The following is a 16559-nucleotide window of genomic DNA, read 5'->3' on the forward strand; positions in this document are numbered from 1 at the left end:
GCGAGAATCGAATCTACAAGGCATCGGGGAATCTGTGCGCGCTATGTCGCGGGTGAGTTCAGGACACGCGGCCCTTCTGTGTGCCGTCCTTGCAACACTTTTTATCTGTCAGGTTGTCGCCGCGCAGCCAAAACCGTCGCGGCAGGGGGAGGTGCGCATCGGCAACAAGACGCCCTACCCCGTTCGGGTAGTCATTACAAAAGCCGATGGCTCCCTCGAAGGTGCCTTCTGGGATTTTGCGCCCGGCGAAGGGGGCAGCGAGGGCATTCGCCTCGCCCTGGCCAACAAGCCGGTTCTACTGGGCGAGGGCGATGTGATCACCGTCTTTACGGTGGACGGCTCGCGCAAGTACTGGGGACCGAATATTCTGGGCCGCACCCTCGCCCCTTTTTGGGACGGCAGGCGGCGGATGTGGACGAGCGTGCTGCGGCCCTGAGTAAAGCCTTTATCTCACTTCGCAGATCGCGGCGACCAGGGATTTGGCGACTGCCATGTGGGGCTCGCTGAGCAGCAGTTCGCCTGCCTGGTTGTATACTTCGGCCCGGTTGAGCAGCAAAAAGGGCTGCCGCTCGGCAAGCAGCGCCTCGGGACCGCGATAGCGATCCGGTTCCACTTCAAGTTCTGCCCGGATGATGCGCTCAGCCACCGTTAAAATCTCGACTTTGATCGTTTGTTTGACGGTGCTGCTGTGCAAGGAGCAGAGCTTTTGCGGACGGGCAGCGAGCCTTTTGGGGCGGATAGTGCGGGAAGCGAGCGTGGTCATAGGCGTTTTAGAGGTGTTTAGGGGAGATAACAACAGTATTTTTATAAATACCGAATAATAAAACCGTCGATCGGCCATACCTGGACCCAAGTTTACATCCAGGTGGATATCCTAGTGGATAACGGCGGTGCCATTCTGTCAACTTTGTTGCAGCCGGTCCGCGCAACTTTCGGCCCAATCGCAGGCATCGCTGTAGCTAATCATCCCCCAGTAGAGATGGGAGGAGACGACGCGGGCGTAGCGCTCCGGCTGAATCTTGAGACCCCGGCGGGCCAGTTCCCACATCTCCCGCTCGTAGCCCAGCCGCTCGATGCGCCAGCGAAAGCCCACATCGAGGGCGTACAGAAGGCAGAAGCGCACCAACCCGAGGGCGCGCTGCTGGCGGTGGTGGATGCGCTCGTGGGCGAGGATGGCAGCCCGATAACCGGCGGGCCAGCGCTCAAAGTCGCGCGGCACAAAGACAAAGGGCGACAGCGCCAGGCAGAACCCGAATGGCCAGCGCACCAGCTGCATATCAAAGCCAGTCCTCTTGCGAAGCGTCGCTGCTGCCGTAGACCGGGCGGCTTATGTGGATGTGGCGGGTCCGCTCGAAGAGTGCCTCCTCGGTAAGTTGCCAGTTCGTCAGCAGGGCTTTGAGATCGTTCTGGAGATCAGCCGCGCCCGGAAAGCCCCGGTAGCGGATGATGAGCCGCGCCAGTTCCGCCAGGTTGTAGTCGCTCGCCTCCTCGCGCAGCAACTGGCTGATCGTCTGGCGGTCCCTGTGATACTGCGGATGGGTCTGATTCATGAGGAGGAACCCCAAAGACGTTTGCGTTCGCCCTGGTAGAGCAGGGCGTGGGTCTGCTTGAGCAGGGCTGGAATCTCAAGCCCCACCGGGCAGCGCGGCAGGCAGTCGCCGCAGTCGGTGCAGCTGTTGGCCTTGCGGCCCGGAAACCAGTGACCGGCGTTGCCGAACATCGCGTAGCGGTAGCGGCCAAAATCGTTCATCTCGAATCCCAGGGCGAGATTGCGCAACCGGAGCACCTCCGGAATGTGAATGTCCTCCGGGCAGGGCAGGCACTGGTAGCACTGCTCGCACAAAGAAGGCACCCGCTGGTACTGGCGCTCAAGCCGTTCGAGAATGGCTTTTTCGCCTTCGCTCAAAGGCCCGCCCTGATCGGCTACGGCCAGGTGCGGCGCAAATTCTCCCGGATGGGCGGCTCCGAGGCTGAGGGTGTGGATGCGCGGGTCTGCGAGCAAGAAGCGGTGGTTGATCGCGATGGGCGTGTAGGGCGCACACAACTCCACCAGGCGGGCGGGCGGATTGAACAGCTGGCCGCCTTTGTCGGTGGGCGAGATGATGAACACGCCCATGTCGAGCTGGTGGGCGAGGGCGATTGCCGGTGCGTTGCGCTGATTGAAGTAGTAGTAGTGCAGGTTGACCGACTCGAATTCGCCCGTTGCGATCGTCTCCAGCAGCAGATCGAGTGGCGCGTGGGTCGAAAAACCCAGATGAGCGATGAGCCCCTCGTCCATCGCCCTGCGAATCGCCGGTAGACAGCCCATCCCCAGATCGAACTGCTCGCGGTTGTTGATGCCGTGCAGGTCAAAAATGTCGATCCGATCGATCCCCAGGCGGCTCAGGGATTCTTCGATCGCGCGCCGCATCGCACTCCCGTCCTGTTGCGGCGGGATCTTGGTGGTGATGTAGACCCGCTCGCGGGGCAGACCGGCCCGCAAGGCCGCCCCGAGAAACTTTTCACTCTCGCCGTAGCCCCGCGCCGTCTCAAGATGATTGATCCCCAGATCTACAGCTGCCTGGGCCGTGCGAATCGCATTTTCTTTGGAGGCAAGAAAGCGCATGGCCCCAAAGCTGAAGACAGACAGTTGCAGACCTGTTTTACCGAAGCGGCGGTAGAGCACGCGCGTCGATCCCAAACCTCATTTCACTATCCTAAGTGCTCGCCGCCGGAGCAGGATCCACCACGACCATCGCCCGCGCCAGGACACCTGCCGTCTTTTCGTCCACCAGCAGCGCCACCAGCTTCAGTGCAAAGTCCAGAGCCGTGCCGACCCCGCGACTGGTGACGATCCGACGATCGACGACGACGCTCGTCTCCAGATACTCGCCCACCACCAATTCCGGCTGCAGCGCCGGGTAGCTCGTCGCCCGCACGCCTGCAAGCAGCCCAGCATCGGAGAGCACCGTTGGAGCCGCACAGATGGCGGCGGTCCATTTTTGAGCGGCCTGCATCTCGACGAGCAACTGCCGGATGCGCCCATCGGCCCTGAGCTGTGCCACCCCCGGCCCCCCCGGCAGGGCGATCGCATCGAAAGTTGCCGGTTCAATCTCCGAAAGTAAAGCATCGGCGATAAGCCCAATCCCATGGGAGCCTGTTACCACCCGCTCCGCCAGTGCCGCCACCGTCACCTCAACCCCGGCGCGCCGCAGCACATCGACGATCGTCACCGCCTCGATTTCCTCGAAGCCCTCCGCCAGCGGTACCAGCACTTTGACCATCGCACCCACCCTAAATCCTTGTCTTTGAACTTTACGCCTTTGCGACTTGCGGGGCCACCTGCAGACCCCTTCTCGTGCAGCAGAGCGCTCAGGAGCGTCTATGGCCAGTTTTCCGTATCAGACATCGCCCATGGGCAGGTGGTCTACCCACATCGATGTACCTACTAAAATCAAGAGTCCATTTCTTGGTGCCTGCGGGGCACAGCTTTTAAGGTTGGCTGCGTGCCATCGAGTCGCGCCAGCCGCTTAGCACTTTCGCGCTCGATAAGCGCCTTCAACCCTTCACGCACCAGAGCCGACCGCTCCAACGGACCCATCAACTCAGCAGCCCTGGCGAGAAGTTCATCGTCGATGGTGATGGTAGTGCGCACGCTATAGACTCCCAATCGACGCGTTAAAGATAGCATCATCTGGTGTCATCTTTATGTAGAATGGTATATCTATCAAAGCCAGCTAGCTGGCCTTGGATATTCTGCAGCAGCATCGAGATAGAATCTGGATATGGACAGAGCGCATTTGGATGAACAAGGAAGGCTCCTTCTCCCACAGCAGGTGCAGGATGATCTGCAGGCCGGGTTAGCTGCGGGAACGCTCATCGCCATCAGGATCAACAGTGAGATCAACGGGGGACTGATTACCGTCTCTGTTTCAAAAGGCAGCAATGTTTTGAAGATGCGTACATCTACCGCCTTATCTAGAGCCACACGGTGTAAGACGCTTACAGAACTGATATTGCAGCGGTCAAAGGATGCACGCTCCGAAACTACCGGGCCAGAAGCTTCCGCACGCCTGAGCATCGAAAACGAATTGCCAGTATTCGATGCCAATGCTCCTGGAGACATCGTTGCCAGCATTGCCGCCCTGCGTGATCAGTGAAGCTGCTCCTGGATACAAATATTTTGATAGCCTGCGCTGTACGAGAACACGAGCATCGTCAGCGCTGCTTGCCTTATATGGATGGTGTCGTAAACGGTTCGTACCAAGGCTTTCTTTCTAGCCACGGACTACTTGAGCTTTTACGCGAGCAGCCCCGCGCTGTAATCTTTGATTCAGCGTCGGGAAGAATCGCATCCTCAACTGCATTTGTGATATAATGTCCATATTATGCTACTTGCTTACCAGTACAAGCTCTTGCCAACTTATGAACAGCGTTGTCGCATGGACAAGTGGCTGGATATGTTGCGCCATCAATACAACTATTTGCTCGCTGAACGATTTGATTGGTACGAGAGGAACCGTTGTTCAATCAACGCTTGTCCGCTCCTATGCCATTTACCAAAACTCAAAGAACCGCCCAACTACTACAGCCAGAAGCGTTCTCTCGTACCTCTTAAGCAAGAACGCGAATGGTACAAAGATATTCATGCCCATGTACTGCAAGACATGGTAAAACGTGTCGAACTCGCCTTTGCCCGGTACTTGAAAGGGGATAGCAAAGCAAACAGGAGTGGTAAGCCAAGGTTTAAAGGCAAGGGTCGCTATCGCACATTTACTTTCCCGCAACTCAGTGCTCAACCGTTCATGGGTAACCGTATTGCTCTGCCTAAGTTAGGGAAAGTCAAGTTGACTCAACACCGTCCAATTCCAGATGGCTTTTTCATCAAAACAGCATCAGTGACAAAAAAGCCCGATGGCTGGTATGTACAGCTAGTTTTAGAAGATGTTTCTGTGCCTGACGCCCCATCTATCAACATTGTCCCAACAGAAGCCAATAGCATGGGCGTGGATGCGGGGCTGGAGTACTTTGTGGCATGTTCTGACGGCTTTACCAACGAATCGCCCAAGTTCCTGCGCAAAGCTGAAGAGAAGTTGGCAAAACTGCAAGTCAAGTTTGCCCTGCGCAAGAAGGGTTCTAAAGCATGTCGCAAGCTTGGTCAACGCATCGGCAGACTTCACCAAACCATCGCCCGTACACGTCGTCAGTGGCACTTTGAAACAGCAGGTGAACTGTTAGACCGCGCTGATGTACTGTTTGTTGAAGATTTGAAAGTTTCTAATCTGTCGTGCCGATGCAAACCAAAGCAGGATGAAGAGGGTAGATTCCTGGCGAATGGTCAATCAGCGAAGTCGGGACTGAACAAAAGTTTTGCTGATGCTGGGGTCGCTAGATTCTTGAATGAAATTTTGCCTTACAAAGCTGAAAAAGCTGGTAAGCAAGTCATCAAAGTCAATCCGGCGGGAACATCTCAACATTGTGCAAAGTGCTTGAAGCGTGTTTCAAAACAGTTGTCGGATCGCTGGCACAGTTGCCCCCATTGTGGGGTGGAGCTGCCGCGCGACGTACACTCTGGAATGCTGATCAAGAAAGTGGGGTTGGGCGTTCGCCTCACTATAAAACGTGAAAGCCGAAAGGCTGGAGAAGCCCGCGCTCTATCCGTAGGATGAGCGTCGGGAGTACGTCACGGAGGCTCGCTTGTTCTCGCTACCCACCGCCGCCGCTATCCACTCTGGCCGCTCCCAGGGAGCGCTCGCCATCTACTACGAACACCCCCGCTGGTTTGCGCCGCTGTTTGCCGAACTGGAGCGCAGGGGAACGGCCTACCTCAAGTTACCCGCCGAGGGCCGCTTCTACGATCCGGGCAACCTGGCGGCGGAGCGGGGCGTGGGCCTGGTCTTCAACCGGATGAGCCCGTCGGCGTACCGGCGCGGCGGTGGGCACCACATCTTCTACACCCTGGGCTGGCTTGCGCACCTCGAACTGCAGGGCATCCGCGTCGTCAACGGCGAGCGGGCCTTTCGCCACGAGATTTCAAAAGCCCTGCAACTGTCGCTGTTGCGCTCGCTGGGTCTGCCCTTTCCCCACACCCACGTCATTCATCGGGCCGAGGACGCTCCGGCTGCGACGCGGGGGTTGCGCTTTCCGGTGGTGCTCAAGCCCAACGTCGGGGGCAGCGGAGCTGGGGTAATGCGCTTCGACAGCCTCGAAGCGCTGACCGCAGCGGCCCGGACCGGCAGCCTCGATCTGGGCCTCGATAGCGTCGCGCTGGTGCAGGAGTTCGTTCCGGCTCGCGGTGGCCACATCACCCGCGTCGAAGTGGTGGACGGCAAATTCCTCTACGCAATCCGGGTCTATCTAAGCGGCGAAACTTTTGATCTCTGCCCGGCGGACATCTGCCGGACCACCGACGGCAGCGCCCTCGAAACCGCCTGTCCGGTCGAAGCGCCGAAGGCGGGCCTCAAAGTCGAAGCCTACCAGCCGCCGGAGGCGATCATCGAGCAGCTCGAGCGGATCATGGCTGCCGCCGGGATTGCCGTGGGCGGAATCGAGTATCTTACCGACGATCGCGACGGGCAGATCTACTACTACGACATCAACGCCCTTTCTAACTTCGTCGCCGATGGGCCGCGCGTACTCGGCTTCGATCCTTTCGTGCGCCTGGTCGATTATCTCGAAAGGGAGGCGGGGTATGGGCACTGAGCCGCTGCGCTTCGGCTACTGGCTGCCGGTGTTTGGCGGCTGGCTGCGCAACGTCGAGGACGAAGGGATGCGCGCCGACTGGCCCTACGTGAGCACCCTCGCCCGCAGAAGCGAGCAGTTGGGCTTCGATCTGACCCTCATTGCCGAGCTGAACCTCAACGACATCAAAGGTGTCGCCGCTCCCGCCCTCGACGCCTGGTCCACGGCGGCAGCACTGGCGGCTGTGACCGAAAAGCTGGAATTGATGGTGGCGGTGCGGCCCACCTTTCATCTGCCTGCGCTGCTGGCCAAGCAGGCAGCCAACATCGATCACATCGCAGGCGGGCGGCTGTCGCTCAACGTCGTCTCCTCCTGGTGGGCGGACGAAGCGAAGATGTACGGCGTCCACTTCGAGCAGCACGACGACCGCTACGCCCGCACCGCCGAGTGGCTGGACGTGGTAGATGGCGTCTGGTCAAAAGATCACTTCTCCTATGCAGGCCGCTACTACCAGGTCCAGGAGACGATCCTGCAGCCCAAGCCCGTCTCGAAGCCCCGGCCTGTGCTCTACGCCGGAGGAGAATCGGAGGCGGCTAAAAACCTTATCGCCTCTAGGTGCGACGGCTATCTGATGCACGGCGATCCGCCGGAGCGGGTGGCAGAAAAGATCGCCGATCTGCGCTCTCGCCGGGAGGCACTGGGACTGCCGCCCCTGCGCTTCGGTGTGGCAGGTTACGCGATCGTGCGCGAACACGATCGCGAAGTCAAAGCCGAACTGGAGCGGATCAAAGATGTGCGCCACAGCGCTGCGGGCTACGCCAACTACCAGCAGTGGCTCGCCGGTACCCAACTGGAGCGGCAGATGTCGATCGAGGAGTACTCGGTCTCCAACCGGGGGCTGCGCACGGGCCTGGTGGGCACCCCCGATCAGGTGCGCTCTCAGATCGAACGCTTCGCCGAAGCCGGAGTCGATCTATTGCTGCTGCAGTTCAGTCCCCAACTTGAGGAGATGGAGCGCTTCAGCGAGACGGTGATCCGGCCAGGGCTGGTTGCAAGTTGACCTTACCTTATGCCTTCGCCGCCGCCTCGATAGCCTGCAACTCGTCTTCAGAGAGGGCAATTTCTGCTGCCTTCATGTTCTCTTCGAGGTGGGCGACCGAGGAGGTGCCGGGGATGGGCAAAATTACCGGGCTATGGTGCAGGAGCCAGGCAATCGAGAGCTGGGCGACGGTCGCCCCGTGGTGTCTTGCAATCTCATCGAGCTTGCCGCCGGGCTCTGCCAGCTTGCCGGCAGCGACGGGATACCAGGGGATAAAGGCAAGGTTATTCTGCTCGCAGTAGGTTACGACATCTTCGTGGGTACGGTCGCCGACGTTGTAGCGGTTCTGGACACTCACGATCTCGACCACCTTGCGAGCGCACTCGATTTCGGCGGGCGTGACGTTACTCAGGCCCACGTGGCGAATCTTGCCCGCCTTCTGCAGTTCGGCAATCGCCCCCAGCGACTCCTCCATCGGCACCTTCGGATCGATACGGTGCAATTGCCATAGGGGAAGCGTCTCCAACTTCAGCCACCGCAGGCTCATTTCCACCTGCTGGGTCAGGTACTCGGGGCGGCCCAGCGGTGGCCACGCTCCTGGGCCGGTGCGGGTCAGACCTGCCTTGGTTGCGACGACGATGCCCGGTGGATAGGGAGCGAGTGTTTCGCCAATCAGCGGTTCGCTCACGGCTGGTCCGTAGCTGTCGGCGGTATCGATGAAATTGACGCCCAGTTCCACGGCCCGCTTGAGGACGCGCTTGCACTCCTCGGGATTTTCTGGTGGTCCCCAAACGCCGGGTCCGGTTAGCCGCATCGCGCCGAAGCCGAGGCGGTTGACCTCAAGATCGCCGCCGATCTTAAAAGTTTTTGCAACGGTGCTCATCTTCTTTCTTCCTGTTTTCTGTCTTATCTGAATTAGAGATATACCTGCTTGCGACAGGTTCGGAGAGGTGCCGCCTCCGGACAAACTAACGCTCCGGGTAGCAAGATCCTCCCGCAGACCGGCTGATTTCAGCCAGCCACCAAAGATATATTCGTCCCCAATGGCTCAAGAAGGCTGGGAGACTGGCTGGTGCTTGAAGACATCGTCGAGGGGGATCTCGAGGGCGTCGATCACCTTCGTCCAGAAGTTGAGCGTGCCGATCACAGCCGTCAGTTCAACGATGTCGTCTTCGCTGTAGTGTTCTTTGAGCCGCTCGAACAGACCCTCAGTGACCGTGGTCGAAGGAACGGTGATCCGCTCGGCGTACTCGATGGCCACCTTCTCCGCTTCGCTGAAAAGTGGGCTCGTGGCGGCGCGGGTCAGATTGCGGATCTTCTCCTCGTCAGTGCCCTGCTTGTGGAGCATGAACGTGTGCATCGGCACGCAGTAGTCGCGGCAGCCGTTGATCTGGGCGATGCGCAGACTGATCAGTTCTTTGAGTTCGTCTGTGACCGTTTCGCTGTGGGCGTGAATTGCGCCATACAGGTTCATCACCGCCCGCATGATCTGGGGCCGGTGCGCCAGAACCTTGAGCGGGTTGAGTTCGGTGCCGTACTGCTTGCGTATGGCGTCGTAAACGGTCTTCAGCTGCTTGTCGGCGTTCTCTGGCTCGACTGGTGGAATCCGCATGACTGAGTGTACATCCGCGACAAAATTCTTCCTCATCGTAGCGCGACGCCTGTGCCCCCAACCCCTGCGCACCGTGAGGAAGCCTACGCAAAGCTAGAATTGTGAAGAAGAGTCAATAAATTCGATGGTGACGCTGCGACTGCCGGGGCTGATCGATACCCACGTCCATATCAACTACGAAAATTTTCGTGCAGACCTCGATGCGGTCGCTGCCAACTGGCGGGCCGCCGGGGTGGTACAACTGGTCCACGCCTGCGTCAAACCCGAAGAATTTCCCGGTATGCAGGCGCTGGCCGACCGCTATCCGGAGCTGGCCCTGGCAGTCGGATTGCATCCGCTTGACGTTGGCGAGCGCTGGAACGCGGCCTTGGCAGAGCAGATCCGCGACTACGCCCGCTCGGACAGGCGGGTGGTGGCGATTGGCGAGACGGGGCTGGACTTTTTTAAGGCCGACAATCCCGAGGCCCAAGAAGAAGCCTTTCGCACCCAGATTGCTGTTGCCCGCGAACTGGACCTGCCTGTCATCATCCACTGCCGCGACGCGGCTCTCGCCACCCGCAGAATCTTAGAGGCCGCCGGGCCGGTGCGCGGGGTGATGCACTGCTGGGGCGGCACTCCCGAAGAAACCGGCTGGTTTGTCGATCTGGGCATGTACGTCAGCTTCAGCGGCATCGTTACTTTTAAGAATGCCCAACTGCTGCAGCAGGCGGTGAGCGTCGTCCCCGACGAGTTGTTGTTGATTGAGACCGACTGCCCGTTTCTCGCTCCGGTCCCCAAGCGCGGTAAGCGCAACGAGCCCGCCTACGTCGCCCACGTCGCCGAGAAAGTGGCCGAGTTGCGCTCCAGAAGCGTCGAAGAGATCGTTGAACTGACAGCCCGCAACGCCCGCACGCTCTTTCGACTGCCCGCCACTAGCTAAGGGCAGCCACCGAGACTCTGCCTGCGATCACCTGGGCGAGCTTGCGAAAAGCCTGGGCGGAAACTGAATCTGCTCGGGCGAGGGTAATCGGCACCCCGCGATCGCCCCCTTCGCGCACGGGCATCTCTAGAGGCAGCATCCCGAGCAGCGGCAACTCTAACTCCCGCGCCGTCCGCTCGCCGCCACCGCTGCTGAAGATGTCGTACTTGCGATCGGGCAGATCCGGCGGAATGAAGTAGCTCATGTTCTCGACAATTCCGAGCACCGGCACCCCGAGCTGCTGAAACATGCGCAATCCCTTGCGCGCATCGAGCAGAGCGACGGTCTGGGGCGTGGTGACAATGATCGCTCCAGCGAGTGGCACTGCCTGACAGAGCGTGAGTTGAGCGTCCCCCGTACCAGGAGGCAAGTCGATGATTAGATAATCGAGTTCGCCCCAATCGACCTGATAGAGAAACTGACGGATGGCCGAGTTGAGCATCGGGCCGCGCCAGATCAAGGGCTGATCCTCGCCAATCCAGAAGCCCATTGAGGCGACCTTGACGCCGTAGTTAAATAGCGGCTCGAAGATCTCAGCTTCCCCCTCCTCGTGGCGCACGTTCATCCGGCTGCCCTGCAGACCGAGCATCAAAGGCACGTTCGGCCCGTAGATATCCGCGTCGAGGATGCCCACCTGGGCTCCATCCAGCGCCAGGGAGACGGCAACGTTGACCGCCACGGTCGTCTTGCCGACGCCGCCTTTGCCACTGGATACGGCGATGATATTCTTGACCCCCGCGATCCCCTGGCGATCCGGCAGACCCTTCGCCCTGGGCGTCTCCGCCGTCACTTTGATATCGACGCTCTGCACACCGTCGAGACTCAGGACCGCCTTCTTGCAATCCTCAACGATCATGTCCCTGAGCGGGCAGGCAGGCGTGGTGAGCACCAGGGTGAAGTGAACGTTTCCCCCTTGAATATCGATGTCGCGGATCATCTCCATCTCGACCAGCGAGCGGCGCAGCTCCGGATCCTGCACGGGCTTGAGGACGTTCAACACTTCTTGCTTGTCGATGGTGCGCTGCATGGTGACGGTGTAAGTGGTTCGTCGGCAGAATGGCTCAATCTCAGCATAGTACAACCCCCTGCTTTCCCCGAGACGCTGCTCAGGCGTTCCAAGCCTAAGTAGGGGGCAGTTCTGCCCAGTGGTCGTAGAACCGATTGCGGGTCCGGCTGAACCTTAGAGTACTGCACGGGCAGAAGCTCGTCATTCTCCCACAAAGCTTTAGTATTTACGGAGTATCGGAAAGCAAATTCGACTCCAGAAAAGCCAGCAGAGTTTCCGTTGTCCAGACGGGCAATCCACATCCAAAAAAATCCTGGTCGTTGGTCCAGATAGCCATGTCCTGAGAAAGTGCAAGTGCCACCGTCGGCCAGTCACCTGGATCGCGGGGGATACGCAGAAGAGCCTGCTCTCTCCAGTTCAGATAACTTGATTGCTCAACAATTTCTACCCTTTCCAGTACCAGAGCGAGACATGCCTCAAGAAAAGCTTTCCCATCCGCCGAACTCATGCCACTCTGCCGAATAATTCTGTCAATTTTTCCCGGCAATTCATAAACAGCCTCCTCCCACGCTTTGGCAGCAATAAATAGATTTAGCCCTGGGTTTTTGACGAGTTTGCGTCCTCGAACGCGAGGTAGTTCGGCAATCAGGACGTTCGCATCCACAGCGAGGCGCAAGGTAGATCATTCCTTGCTTAATAAGCGACTCAAATCTTCCTCCGTCAGCTTTCCATTGGCTGTCAGTCGCTGCACTGCTTGTTCTACATTGTGTAGAGCCTGCTGAACTTCCTTCTCTCGATAGGGTTTTGCATGTAGGAGACCTGTGTGGGGAGTGGGCTTTGTTGTGTCTTTTTGAGTCTCTGTTGCAACACTACATGCATAAAGTGCGCTTATGACTCTCTGTATATCGAAGACATCCCGAGTCAGTATGCCTGCACCGGTATTTTTGAGAATATCTCCACTTTTAGTTGCTATAGCTGAAACACGAACTTTTAGGATCGTTTCCTTATCATCATCAATAGAAAAGACTATCATCCTCTTGCCTCGAAGAATATCTCCTGGAATGCGATAAGCCCAAATGTTTCCCTCGTCCCACAGAACAGAGTTTCCTGGGGAAGCCATAATTGCTCTGATTTGATCTTTGATGATAGAGCCTTTGGCGCTTAAGTAGATAGAAACCTCTGGCTGAAAAATAGCGACCGAGCTAAAGGCTGTTGTAAGAGCAACAGAGGATACATATCCCCATAGCACTGCCTGTGCAGTTGCAAATAGGAGTAATAAAGGATTTACTTGTGGAACAATCGCGCTCAAGAATAAGATTCCTGAGAGAATAAAGGACAGCAAGCTGAGAATGATTGCAAGGCTGCGATCCTGCAGCAGTCTGGCTCGGGTTGCAGCAACAGGTTTGACAGCAAGAATACTCAACTGTCCATTGGTTACCAATCGTTCAGATGCACGTTTGACGCCTTCGTTCAAATACACATTAAGAAACGGGACAGTAAGCGTCCCAGTAAGGGCCAGAGCAGTGGCGACAATTGGGGGTGTAGTTAAAAACTGGGTGAGAGAATTGAGAAGATCGGTGACGGGCATAGCTCAGGGGCCACTATTCAGTCTGCCCATATCCTAGCTTCTGGTGAACCACTGGGTTTATGCAGGTGACTATTCCCCGCGTAGGGTGAAAGCCGGATCGATGCGGGTGGCCCGGCGAGCGGGTAGATAGCAGGCTATAAGGGCAACTGCCGAAAGCGCGAGAGCCACAGGAACTACCATTAACCAGTCGAGGGTACCAGGAGCGAAAAGCAAGTTCGTCAGGCTTTGCATTGCCGGCAGCGCGAGCACCAGACCGAGCGCCAGACCCAGCAGAGCGAGGGTCATGCCCTGGGTGAGAACCAATCGCAGCACATCCGCTGGAGTGGCTCCGAGCGCCAACCGGATACCCATCTCTCGGCAGCGCCGAGCCACTACCTGTCCATCCGCTTCGGGGGTGTCTTCCTCCGGCAAAAAGGTGCGGCCCAGTTGCGGCTGGATACCCAGAACTCCAAAGAAATTGGCCGAGACGATAGCCCCATCTAGAGCCTCCGGCTCGCCGGCACCTGTAAGGTTGCCGGACCAGATGTTAAAGATGGCCATGCCGCTGAATACCCGGCCCTGTCGTTGCCAGTCCAGGTAATCGGGCATCGAGACGACATTAAAAGGGTCGGACGCGGAGTTCCCCCAGATGAAAACCAGTTGGTCGGAGCGGGGATAGGGGAATGAACGCAGCAGCACGGCATTGATCACGCTGAAGATTGCCGTGTTTGCCCCGATTGCTAGTGTCAGCACAGCCACGATCATCGCGTAAAAAAGAGGATTACCCTTCACCATGCGCAACGCAAAACTTAAATCCTGCCAGAGCAAACTCAGATGTTCGAGCACTGCTACCCGCACAAGGTCGAGCAACGCATCGAGCCATAGCCAGGCTCTGGTCCAGCCGAAGCGCACTCTTTCCTCTTGATAGCGCTGGGTAAACATCTCCAGCATGGGCTCACCGTACTCGTAGCGAAACTCGTCCGGGAGCAACTTCAGACAAAAAAAGTAGAACTGCTGAAAGGGGGCAAGTTGCTTCGAGTCGATAGAAATCATCCCATAGCCTCCCCATCTGCCAGGAACTGTCTTTGACGGGCAAGTTCAACCAGAGCTGCAAGGCGCTCTGCTTCTGTTTGTCCTACCTGCCGACCGGAAGCGGTAAGCCGATAGAAGCGCTTGCGCAGACCACCCGCTCGCGGATCAGCCAGTTCCCCGGCTTCCTCCACCCACCCGGCTGCCAGCATCTGTTTGATGAGCCGGTAGAAGCCTCCTGTGCCGAGGCGAATCGCTCCCCCGGTGCGCTGCTCAATCTCCTTTGAGATGGCGTAACCGTGGCTCTCCCCGTCGGCCAGCGAAAGCAGGATGTGAAACATCGGTGCTGTGAATTGAGTAGAACCTGACTCATTGGGCGGAAAGAACATTCGGCCTCACTTTATATTCATGCCACATAGGTTCATTTTGGATATATGTGACGTGTATATAGTAGCGATGGCAATTGGGCCTGTCAAGGAATGCCTCCTCGTGGAGAGTTTTCAAAAGCGCGCCGAGCAGATCGATTAATCTGATACCCATGCTCAGCCGCATCGCCGAATATCACTACTGGCTCGGGCGCTACATCGAGCGCGCCGAGAACACGGCCCGGATCGTCGCCGACTACTACCAGACCCAACTCGACACCGGCAAGCAGGACGGCGCACCCAGCCAGCGCTGGGCGATGATCCTGGAGGTGGTGGGCGAGATGGACGCCTACCAGCAGCGCTATTCGACCGTCAAGCCTGCAGAAGTCGAGCAGTTCGTCACCTTCGACCGCACCAATCCCAGCTCGATATTAAGTTGCGTTACCCAGGCGCGGGAGAACGCTCGCGGCATCCGCGATCAGATCTCTTCGGAGCTGTGGCTCACCCTCAACCGCATGTACCTCGAACTGCGGGGAGCGGGCTGGGAGGGCGACGTCGATGCCGAGGCGCTGGGCTTTTATGAAAAAGTCAAGGAGCAGTCGTGCCTCATCGACAACCTGATCGACAGCACGATTTTGCACGATGCGGGCTGGCGGTTTTTGCGGCTCGGGCGCAACATCGAGCGCGCCCTGCAGACCGCCCGCATCCTGCAGGTGCGCTACCACTACATCAATCCCCAGACGCCATTGCCCGAGCGACCGATCGAAGTGCAGCGGTGGCTGTCGCTACTGCGCTCGGTGAGCGGTTCTGAAATTTACAGCAAGCTCTATCGGGCAACGGTAGCCCCGCGCTCGGTGGTCGAGTTGCTCGTGCTCCATCCGCACTTTCCGCGCTCATTGCGCTTTGCTGCAACCCAACTGCACAACTTGCTGCGCTTGCTCTCGGCAAGTCGGCCCGAATCGTACACGGGCGAGGCCGAGCGGCTGAGCGGCAGGCTGGCGAGTGAACTGGTCTACAGCACCCTCGAAGAAATCGAGCGTGCCGGTGTTGTCGCCTACCTGTTGCAAAAAGAAAACGAACTGAACGCAATCGGCGATCACATCCACCACTGCTACTTCGGCTACGCCCCACCGGCGGTGCTGCCTGCTACCCAGAGCTACCAGTTTCAGGCGTTTTGAGAGCGGATCTATTTGGCCGTGGCGCTGGCCTGGCGGCGATCGATGCGCTCCTCGATATAGTTCGCCAGCTCCCGAAAGCGGGGCAGCGCTTTTAATTCGAGCTGGGTACCGTCTTTGGTGTTGATGAGCACCACGCCGTAGTTGAAGATGCCGCCGATGATCGAGTTGGGGATCACCCGCACCGACTTGATTTCGCGGTAGACGACATCGCTGCGGTTGCGGCCCAGCCAGCCGCCTTCGACGGTCACCCGGCGATTGGTGATCCGGTAGCGCACAAACAGCAGGCGCACCAGCGAACCCACCCAGAGCGGCAACCAGATGATCGTCACCAACAGCAGGGTGTTGACGACAAAATCGACGATACTCGGACGCCCCTCGAACTGCACCTCTTCCTGAATCGCCACTCGCCTGTCCTCTTAAACTACGCTCCGGTCGATCCTTCTGCCAGTACACCGCTTGTAAGCAGAAGACTGTGGACCTCCGCCCGCACCTCCAGATAAGCAGGAACCTCGGCCTCCTGCGGCTGGGAGCGGACTACCACTACAATTTTGTATCCTGGGGCGATTTTCGGAAGCACCTCGCGCAAAGATTCGCGGATGAGCCGCCGCCAGCGGTTGCGGCGCACCGCATTGCCCACCTTGCGGCTGGTGGTGATACCGATGCGCGACGCTCCACCGTCATCCCGCAGAATCAGAAGGTGCAACCGGGCTGTGCTGTGGCGTCTGCCGCGCCGATGCACCTGCTCGAAGTCGCGGTGGCGGCGCAGACGATGGCATTTGGGCAGCAAAGACTAGATGGCGAGGCGGTGGCGGCCCCGGCGACGGCGGGCCGAGAGCACCCGGCGACCACCAGGCGTGCGCATCCGGGCGCGGAAGCCGGAAGTCTTCTGGCGCTTGCGGGTGGTGCCTTCCAGAGTTCTTCTCATGGATTTTCATTCAAACAGCGTTTCGCATTATATCTGAGCTACAGCCGTTATGCAAAGTAGTTCACAAAGCAGCCACCGGTTCGATCGGATCAGGCGCGCTTGACCTCCGGTACTCGATGATTCACCTGAAATTTTAGGATGGACGGATCGGAGATCTTTGGATAAGATTGCTCACTAGATTGGCTAGTCCAGGCATTTATAAGTTTAGGTGTAAACATTT

General features: G+C 58.3%; 23 protein-coding genes. 7 read left to right on the forward strand and 16 right to left on the reverse strand.

Annotation, left to right across the window (positions count from 1 at the left end):
• The first annotated feature begins 34 nt into the window (after positions 1 to 34).
• A complete protein-coding gene (locus GKIL_RS21905; protein ID WP_187293862.1) occupies positions 35 to 436 on the forward strand; it encodes a hypothetical protein in 402 nt (133 codons plus the stop codon).
• Between the two features lie 9 nt (positions 437 to 445).
• On the opposite strand, the gene GKIL_RS21910 is transcribed toward GKIL_RS21905, so the two are convergent.
• The 6 genes from GKIL_RS21910 to GKIL_RS21935 form a co-directional block, all read right to left on the reverse strand.
• The gene (locus GKIL_RS21910) at positions 446 to 763 is read right to left on the reverse strand and encodes a hypothetical protein (RefSeq protein WP_023176126.1); all 318 of its coding nucleotides are present in this window, start codon (positions 761 to 763) and stop codon (positions 446 to 448) included.
• 138 nt (positions 764 to 901) lie between these two features.
• Positions 902 to 1276, reverse strand: a complete 375-nt coding sequence (locus tag GKIL_RS21915) for a hypothetical protein (protein ID WP_023176127.1) — start codon at positions 1274 to 1276, stop codon at positions 902 to 904.
• A gap of 1 nt (position 1277) precedes the next feature.
• Positions 1278 to 1550, reverse strand: a complete 273-nt coding sequence (locus tag GKIL_RS21920; RefSeq protein WP_023176128.1) for a DUF3288 family protein — start codon at positions 1548 to 1550, stop codon at positions 1278 to 1280.
• Entirely contained in the window at positions 1547 to 2665 is a 1119-nt protein-coding gene (locus GKIL_RS21925) for an aldo/keto reductase (RefSeq protein WP_023176129.1), read from the reverse strand. The genes GKIL_RS21920 and GKIL_RS21925 overlap by 4 nt, the downstream gene beginning before the upstream one ends.
• A 31-nt stretch (positions 2666 to 2696) precedes the next feature.
• Complete coding sequence (locus GKIL_RS21930) at positions 2697 to 3263, reverse strand: DJ-1 family glyoxalase III (protein ID WP_023176130.1); 567 nt, start codon at positions 3261 to 3263, stop codon at positions 2697 to 2699.
• Positions 3264 to 3433: 170 nt separating this feature from the next.
• A complete protein-coding gene (locus GKIL_RS21935) occupies positions 3434 to 3634 on the reverse strand; it encodes a type II toxin-antitoxin system VapB family antitoxin (protein WP_041244144.1) in 201 nt (66 codons plus the stop codon).
• Positions 3635 to 3764: 130 nt separating this feature from the next.
• On the opposite strand from GKIL_RS21935, the gene GKIL_RS21940 reads away from it, so the two are divergent.
• The 4 genes from GKIL_RS21940 to GKIL_RS21960 all read left to right on the forward strand — a co-directional run bounded on the left by GKIL_RS21940 (position 3765) and on the right by GKIL_RS21960 (position 7720).
• The gene (locus GKIL_RS21940) at positions 3765 to 4139 is read left to right on the forward strand and encodes a hypothetical protein (RefSeq protein WP_041244145.1); all 375 of its coding nucleotides are present in this window, start codon (positions 3765 to 3767) and stop codon (positions 4137 to 4139) included.
• A gap of 228 nt (positions 4140 to 4367) precedes the next feature.
• Entirely contained in the window at positions 4368 to 5648 is a 1281-nt protein-coding gene (locus GKIL_RS24020; RefSeq protein WP_023176132.1) for an RNA-guided endonuclease InsQ/TnpB family protein, read from the forward strand.
• Between the two features lie 28 nt (positions 5649 to 5676).
• Positions 5677 to 6681, forward strand: a complete 1005-nt coding sequence (locus GKIL_RS21955; protein WP_023176133.1) for an ATP-grasp domain-containing protein — start codon at positions 5677 to 5679, stop codon at positions 6679 to 6681.
• Complete coding sequence (locus tag GKIL_RS21960) at positions 6671 to 7720, forward strand: LLM class flavin-dependent oxidoreductase (RefSeq protein WP_023176134.1); 1050 nt, start codon at positions 6671 to 6673, stop codon at positions 7718 to 7720. The genes GKIL_RS21955 and GKIL_RS21960 overlap by 11 nt, the downstream gene beginning before the upstream one ends.
• Positions 7721 to 7727: 7 nt before the next feature.
• Here the strand turns inward: GKIL_RS21960 and GKIL_RS21965 are convergent, their stop codons facing one another.
• The gene (locus tag GKIL_RS21965) at positions 7728 to 8582 is read right to left on the reverse strand and encodes an aldo/keto reductase (RefSeq protein ID WP_023176135.1); all 855 of its coding nucleotides are present in this window, start codon (positions 8580 to 8582) and stop codon (positions 7728 to 7730) included.
• A 165-nt stretch (positions 8583 to 8747) separates the two neighbouring features.
• Complete coding sequence (locus GKIL_RS21970) at positions 8748 to 9311, reverse strand: carboxymuconolactone decarboxylase family protein (RefSeq protein WP_023176136.1); 564 nt, start codon at positions 9309 to 9311, stop codon at positions 8748 to 8750.
• 124 nt (positions 9312 to 9435) lie between these two features.
• Between GKIL_RS21970 and GKIL_RS21975 the strand changes: the two genes are divergently transcribed.
• Complete coding sequence (locus tag GKIL_RS21975; protein WP_023176137.1) at positions 9436 to 10230, forward strand: TatD family hydrolase; 795 nt, start codon at positions 9436 to 9438, stop codon at positions 10228 to 10230.
• Here GKIL_RS21975 and GKIL_RS21980 read toward each other — a convergent pair.
• From GKIL_RS21980 to GKIL_RS21995, 5 genes are all read right to left on the reverse strand, one after another.
• Positions 10223 to 11296 carry an Mrp/NBP35 family ATP-binding protein gene (locus tag GKIL_RS21980; protein WP_023176139.1) on the reverse strand — a complete coding sequence of 358 codons (1074 nt, stop codon included), beginning with the start codon at positions 11294 to 11296 and terminating at the stop codon, positions 10223 to 10225. The genes GKIL_RS21975 and GKIL_RS21980 overlap by 8 nt on opposite strands.
• Before the next feature lie 205 nt (positions 11297 to 11501).
• Positions 11502 to 11939 (reverse strand): PIN domain-containing protein, encoded by a 438-nt coding sequence (locus GKIL_RS21985; protein WP_223173795.1) that lies wholly within the window; start codon positions 11937 to 11939, stop codon positions 11502 to 11504.
• Positions 11940 to 11957: 18 nt separating this feature from the next.
• A complete protein-coding gene (locus GKIL_RS25075; protein ID WP_023176141.1) occupies positions 11958 to 12863 on the reverse strand; it encodes a hypothetical protein in 906 nt (301 codons plus the stop codon).
• Between the two features lie 69 nt (positions 12864 to 12932).
• Positions 12933 to 13895, reverse strand: coding sequence for an FtsX-like permease family protein (locus GKIL_RS21990; protein WP_023176143.1), 963 nt, complete (start codon positions 13893 to 13895; stop codon positions 12933 to 12935).
• Entirely contained in the window at positions 13892 to 14212 is a 321-nt protein-coding gene (locus GKIL_RS21995) for a PadR family transcriptional regulator (RefSeq protein ID WP_041244147.1), read from the reverse strand. The genes GKIL_RS21990 and GKIL_RS21995 overlap by 4 nt, the downstream gene beginning before the upstream one ends.
• A 197-nt stretch (positions 14213 to 14409) precedes the next feature.
• Here GKIL_RS21995 and GKIL_RS22000 point away from each other — a divergent pair, with 197 nt between their 5' ends.
• Positions 14410 to 15414 carry an alpha-E domain-containing protein gene (locus GKIL_RS22000; protein WP_023176145.1) on the forward strand — a complete coding sequence of 335 codons (1005 nt, stop codon included), beginning with the start codon at positions 14410 to 14412 and terminating at the stop codon, positions 15412 to 15414.
• Between the two features lie 8 nt (positions 15415 to 15422).
• Here GKIL_RS22000 and GKIL_RS22005 read toward each other — a convergent pair whose 3' ends face one another.
• From GKIL_RS22005 to rpmH, 3 genes are read right to left on the reverse strand one after another with little or no spacing between them, the layout of a single operon-like run.
• The gene (locus GKIL_RS22005) at positions 15423 to 15818 is read right to left on the reverse strand and encodes a PH domain-containing protein (RefSeq protein ID WP_023176146.1); all 396 of its coding nucleotides are present in this window, start codon (positions 15816 to 15818) and stop codon (positions 15423 to 15425) included.
• Positions 15819 to 15835: 17 nt separating this feature from the next.
• The gene (gene rnpA / locus GKIL_RS22010) at positions 15836 to 16201 is read right to left on the reverse strand and encodes a ribonuclease P protein component (RefSeq protein WP_023176147.1); all 366 of its coding nucleotides are present in this window, start codon (positions 16199 to 16201) and stop codon (positions 15836 to 15838) included.
• Between the two features lie 3 nt (positions 16202 to 16204).
• Positions 16205 to 16339: a 50S ribosomal protein L34 gene (gene rpmH / locus GKIL_RS24025; protein ID WP_023176148.1), complete on the reverse strand. Its 135-nt coding sequence runs from the start codon at positions 16337 to 16339 to the stop codon at positions 16205 to 16207.
• Positions 16340 to 16559 lie beyond the last annotated feature (220 nt).

The organism is Gloeobacter kilaueensis JS1, assembly GCF_000484535.1.
Classification (GTDB): Bacteria; Cyanobacteriota; Cyanobacteriia; order Gloeobacterales; family Gloeobacteraceae; genus Gloeobacter; species Gloeobacter kilaueensis.

What these genes read in the sequence shown, in the direction of transcription:
- GKIL_RS21970 (WP_023176136.1), bottom strand. Translation starts at nt 9,311, where the DNA reads ATGCGGATTCCACCAGTCGAGCCAGAGAACGCCGACAAGCAGCTGAAG.
- GKIL_RS21920 (WP_023176128.1), bottom strand. Translation starts at nt 1,550, where the DNA reads ATGAATCAGACCCATCCGCAGTATCACAGGGACCGCCAGACGATCAGC.
- GKIL_RS21915 (WP_023176127.1), bottom strand. Translation starts at nt 1,276, where the DNA reads ATGCAGCTGGTGCGCTGGCCATTCGGGTTCTGCCTGGCGCTGTCGCCC.
- GKIL_RS21990 (WP_023176143.1), bottom strand. Translation starts at nt 13,895, where the DNA reads ATGATTTCTATCGACTCGAAGCAACTTGCCCCCTTTCAGCAGTTCTAC.
- rpmH (WP_023176148.1), bottom strand. Translation starts at nt 16,339, where the DNA reads ATGAGAAGAACTCTGGAAGGCACCACCCGCAAGCGCCAGAAGACTTCC.
- GKIL_RS24020 (WP_023176132.1), top strand. Translation starts at nt 4,368, where the DNA reads ATGCTACTTGCTTACCAGTACAAGCTCTTGCCAACTTATGAACAGCGT.
- GKIL_RS21910 (WP_023176126.1), bottom strand. Translation starts at nt 763, where the DNA reads ATGACCACGCTCGCTTCCCGCACTATCCGCCCCAAAAGGCTCGCTGCC.
- GKIL_RS22000 (WP_023176145.1), top strand. Translation starts at nt 14,410, where the DNA reads ATGCTCAGCCGCATCGCCGAATATCACTACTGGCTCGGGCGCTACATC.
- GKIL_RS21940 (WP_041244145.1), top strand. Translation starts at nt 3,765, where the DNA reads ATGGACAGAGCGCATTTGGATGAACAAGGAAGGCTCCTTCTCCCACAG.
- GKIL_RS21960 (WP_023176134.1), top strand. Translation starts at nt 6,671, where the DNA reads ATGGGCACTGAGCCGCTGCGCTTCGGCTACTGGCTGCCGGTGTTTGGC.
- GKIL_RS21965 (WP_023176135.1), bottom strand. Translation starts at nt 8,582, where the DNA reads ATGAGCACCGTTGCAAAAACTTTTAAGATCGGCGGCGATCTTGAGGTC.
- GKIL_RS21975 (WP_023176137.1), top strand. Translation starts at nt 9,436, where the DNA reads ATGGTGACGCTGCGACTGCCGGGGCTGATCGATACCCACGTCCATATC.
- GKIL_RS21930 (WP_023176130.1), bottom strand. Translation starts at nt 3,263, where the DNA reads ATGGTCAAAGTGCTGGTACCGCTGGCGGAGGGCTTCGAGGAAATCGAG.
- GKIL_RS21995 (WP_041244147.1), bottom strand. Translation starts at nt 14,212, where the DNA reads ATGTTTCACATCCTGCTTTCGCTGGCCGACGGGGAGAGCCACGGTTAC.
- GKIL_RS25075 (WP_023176141.1), bottom strand. Translation starts at nt 12,863, where the DNA reads ATGCCCGTCACCGATCTTCTCAATTCTCTCACCCAGTTTTTAACTACA.
- GKIL_RS21980 (WP_023176139.1), bottom strand. Translation starts at nt 11,296, where the DNA reads ATGCAGCGCACCATCGACAAGCAAGAAGTGTTGAACGTCCTCAAGCCC.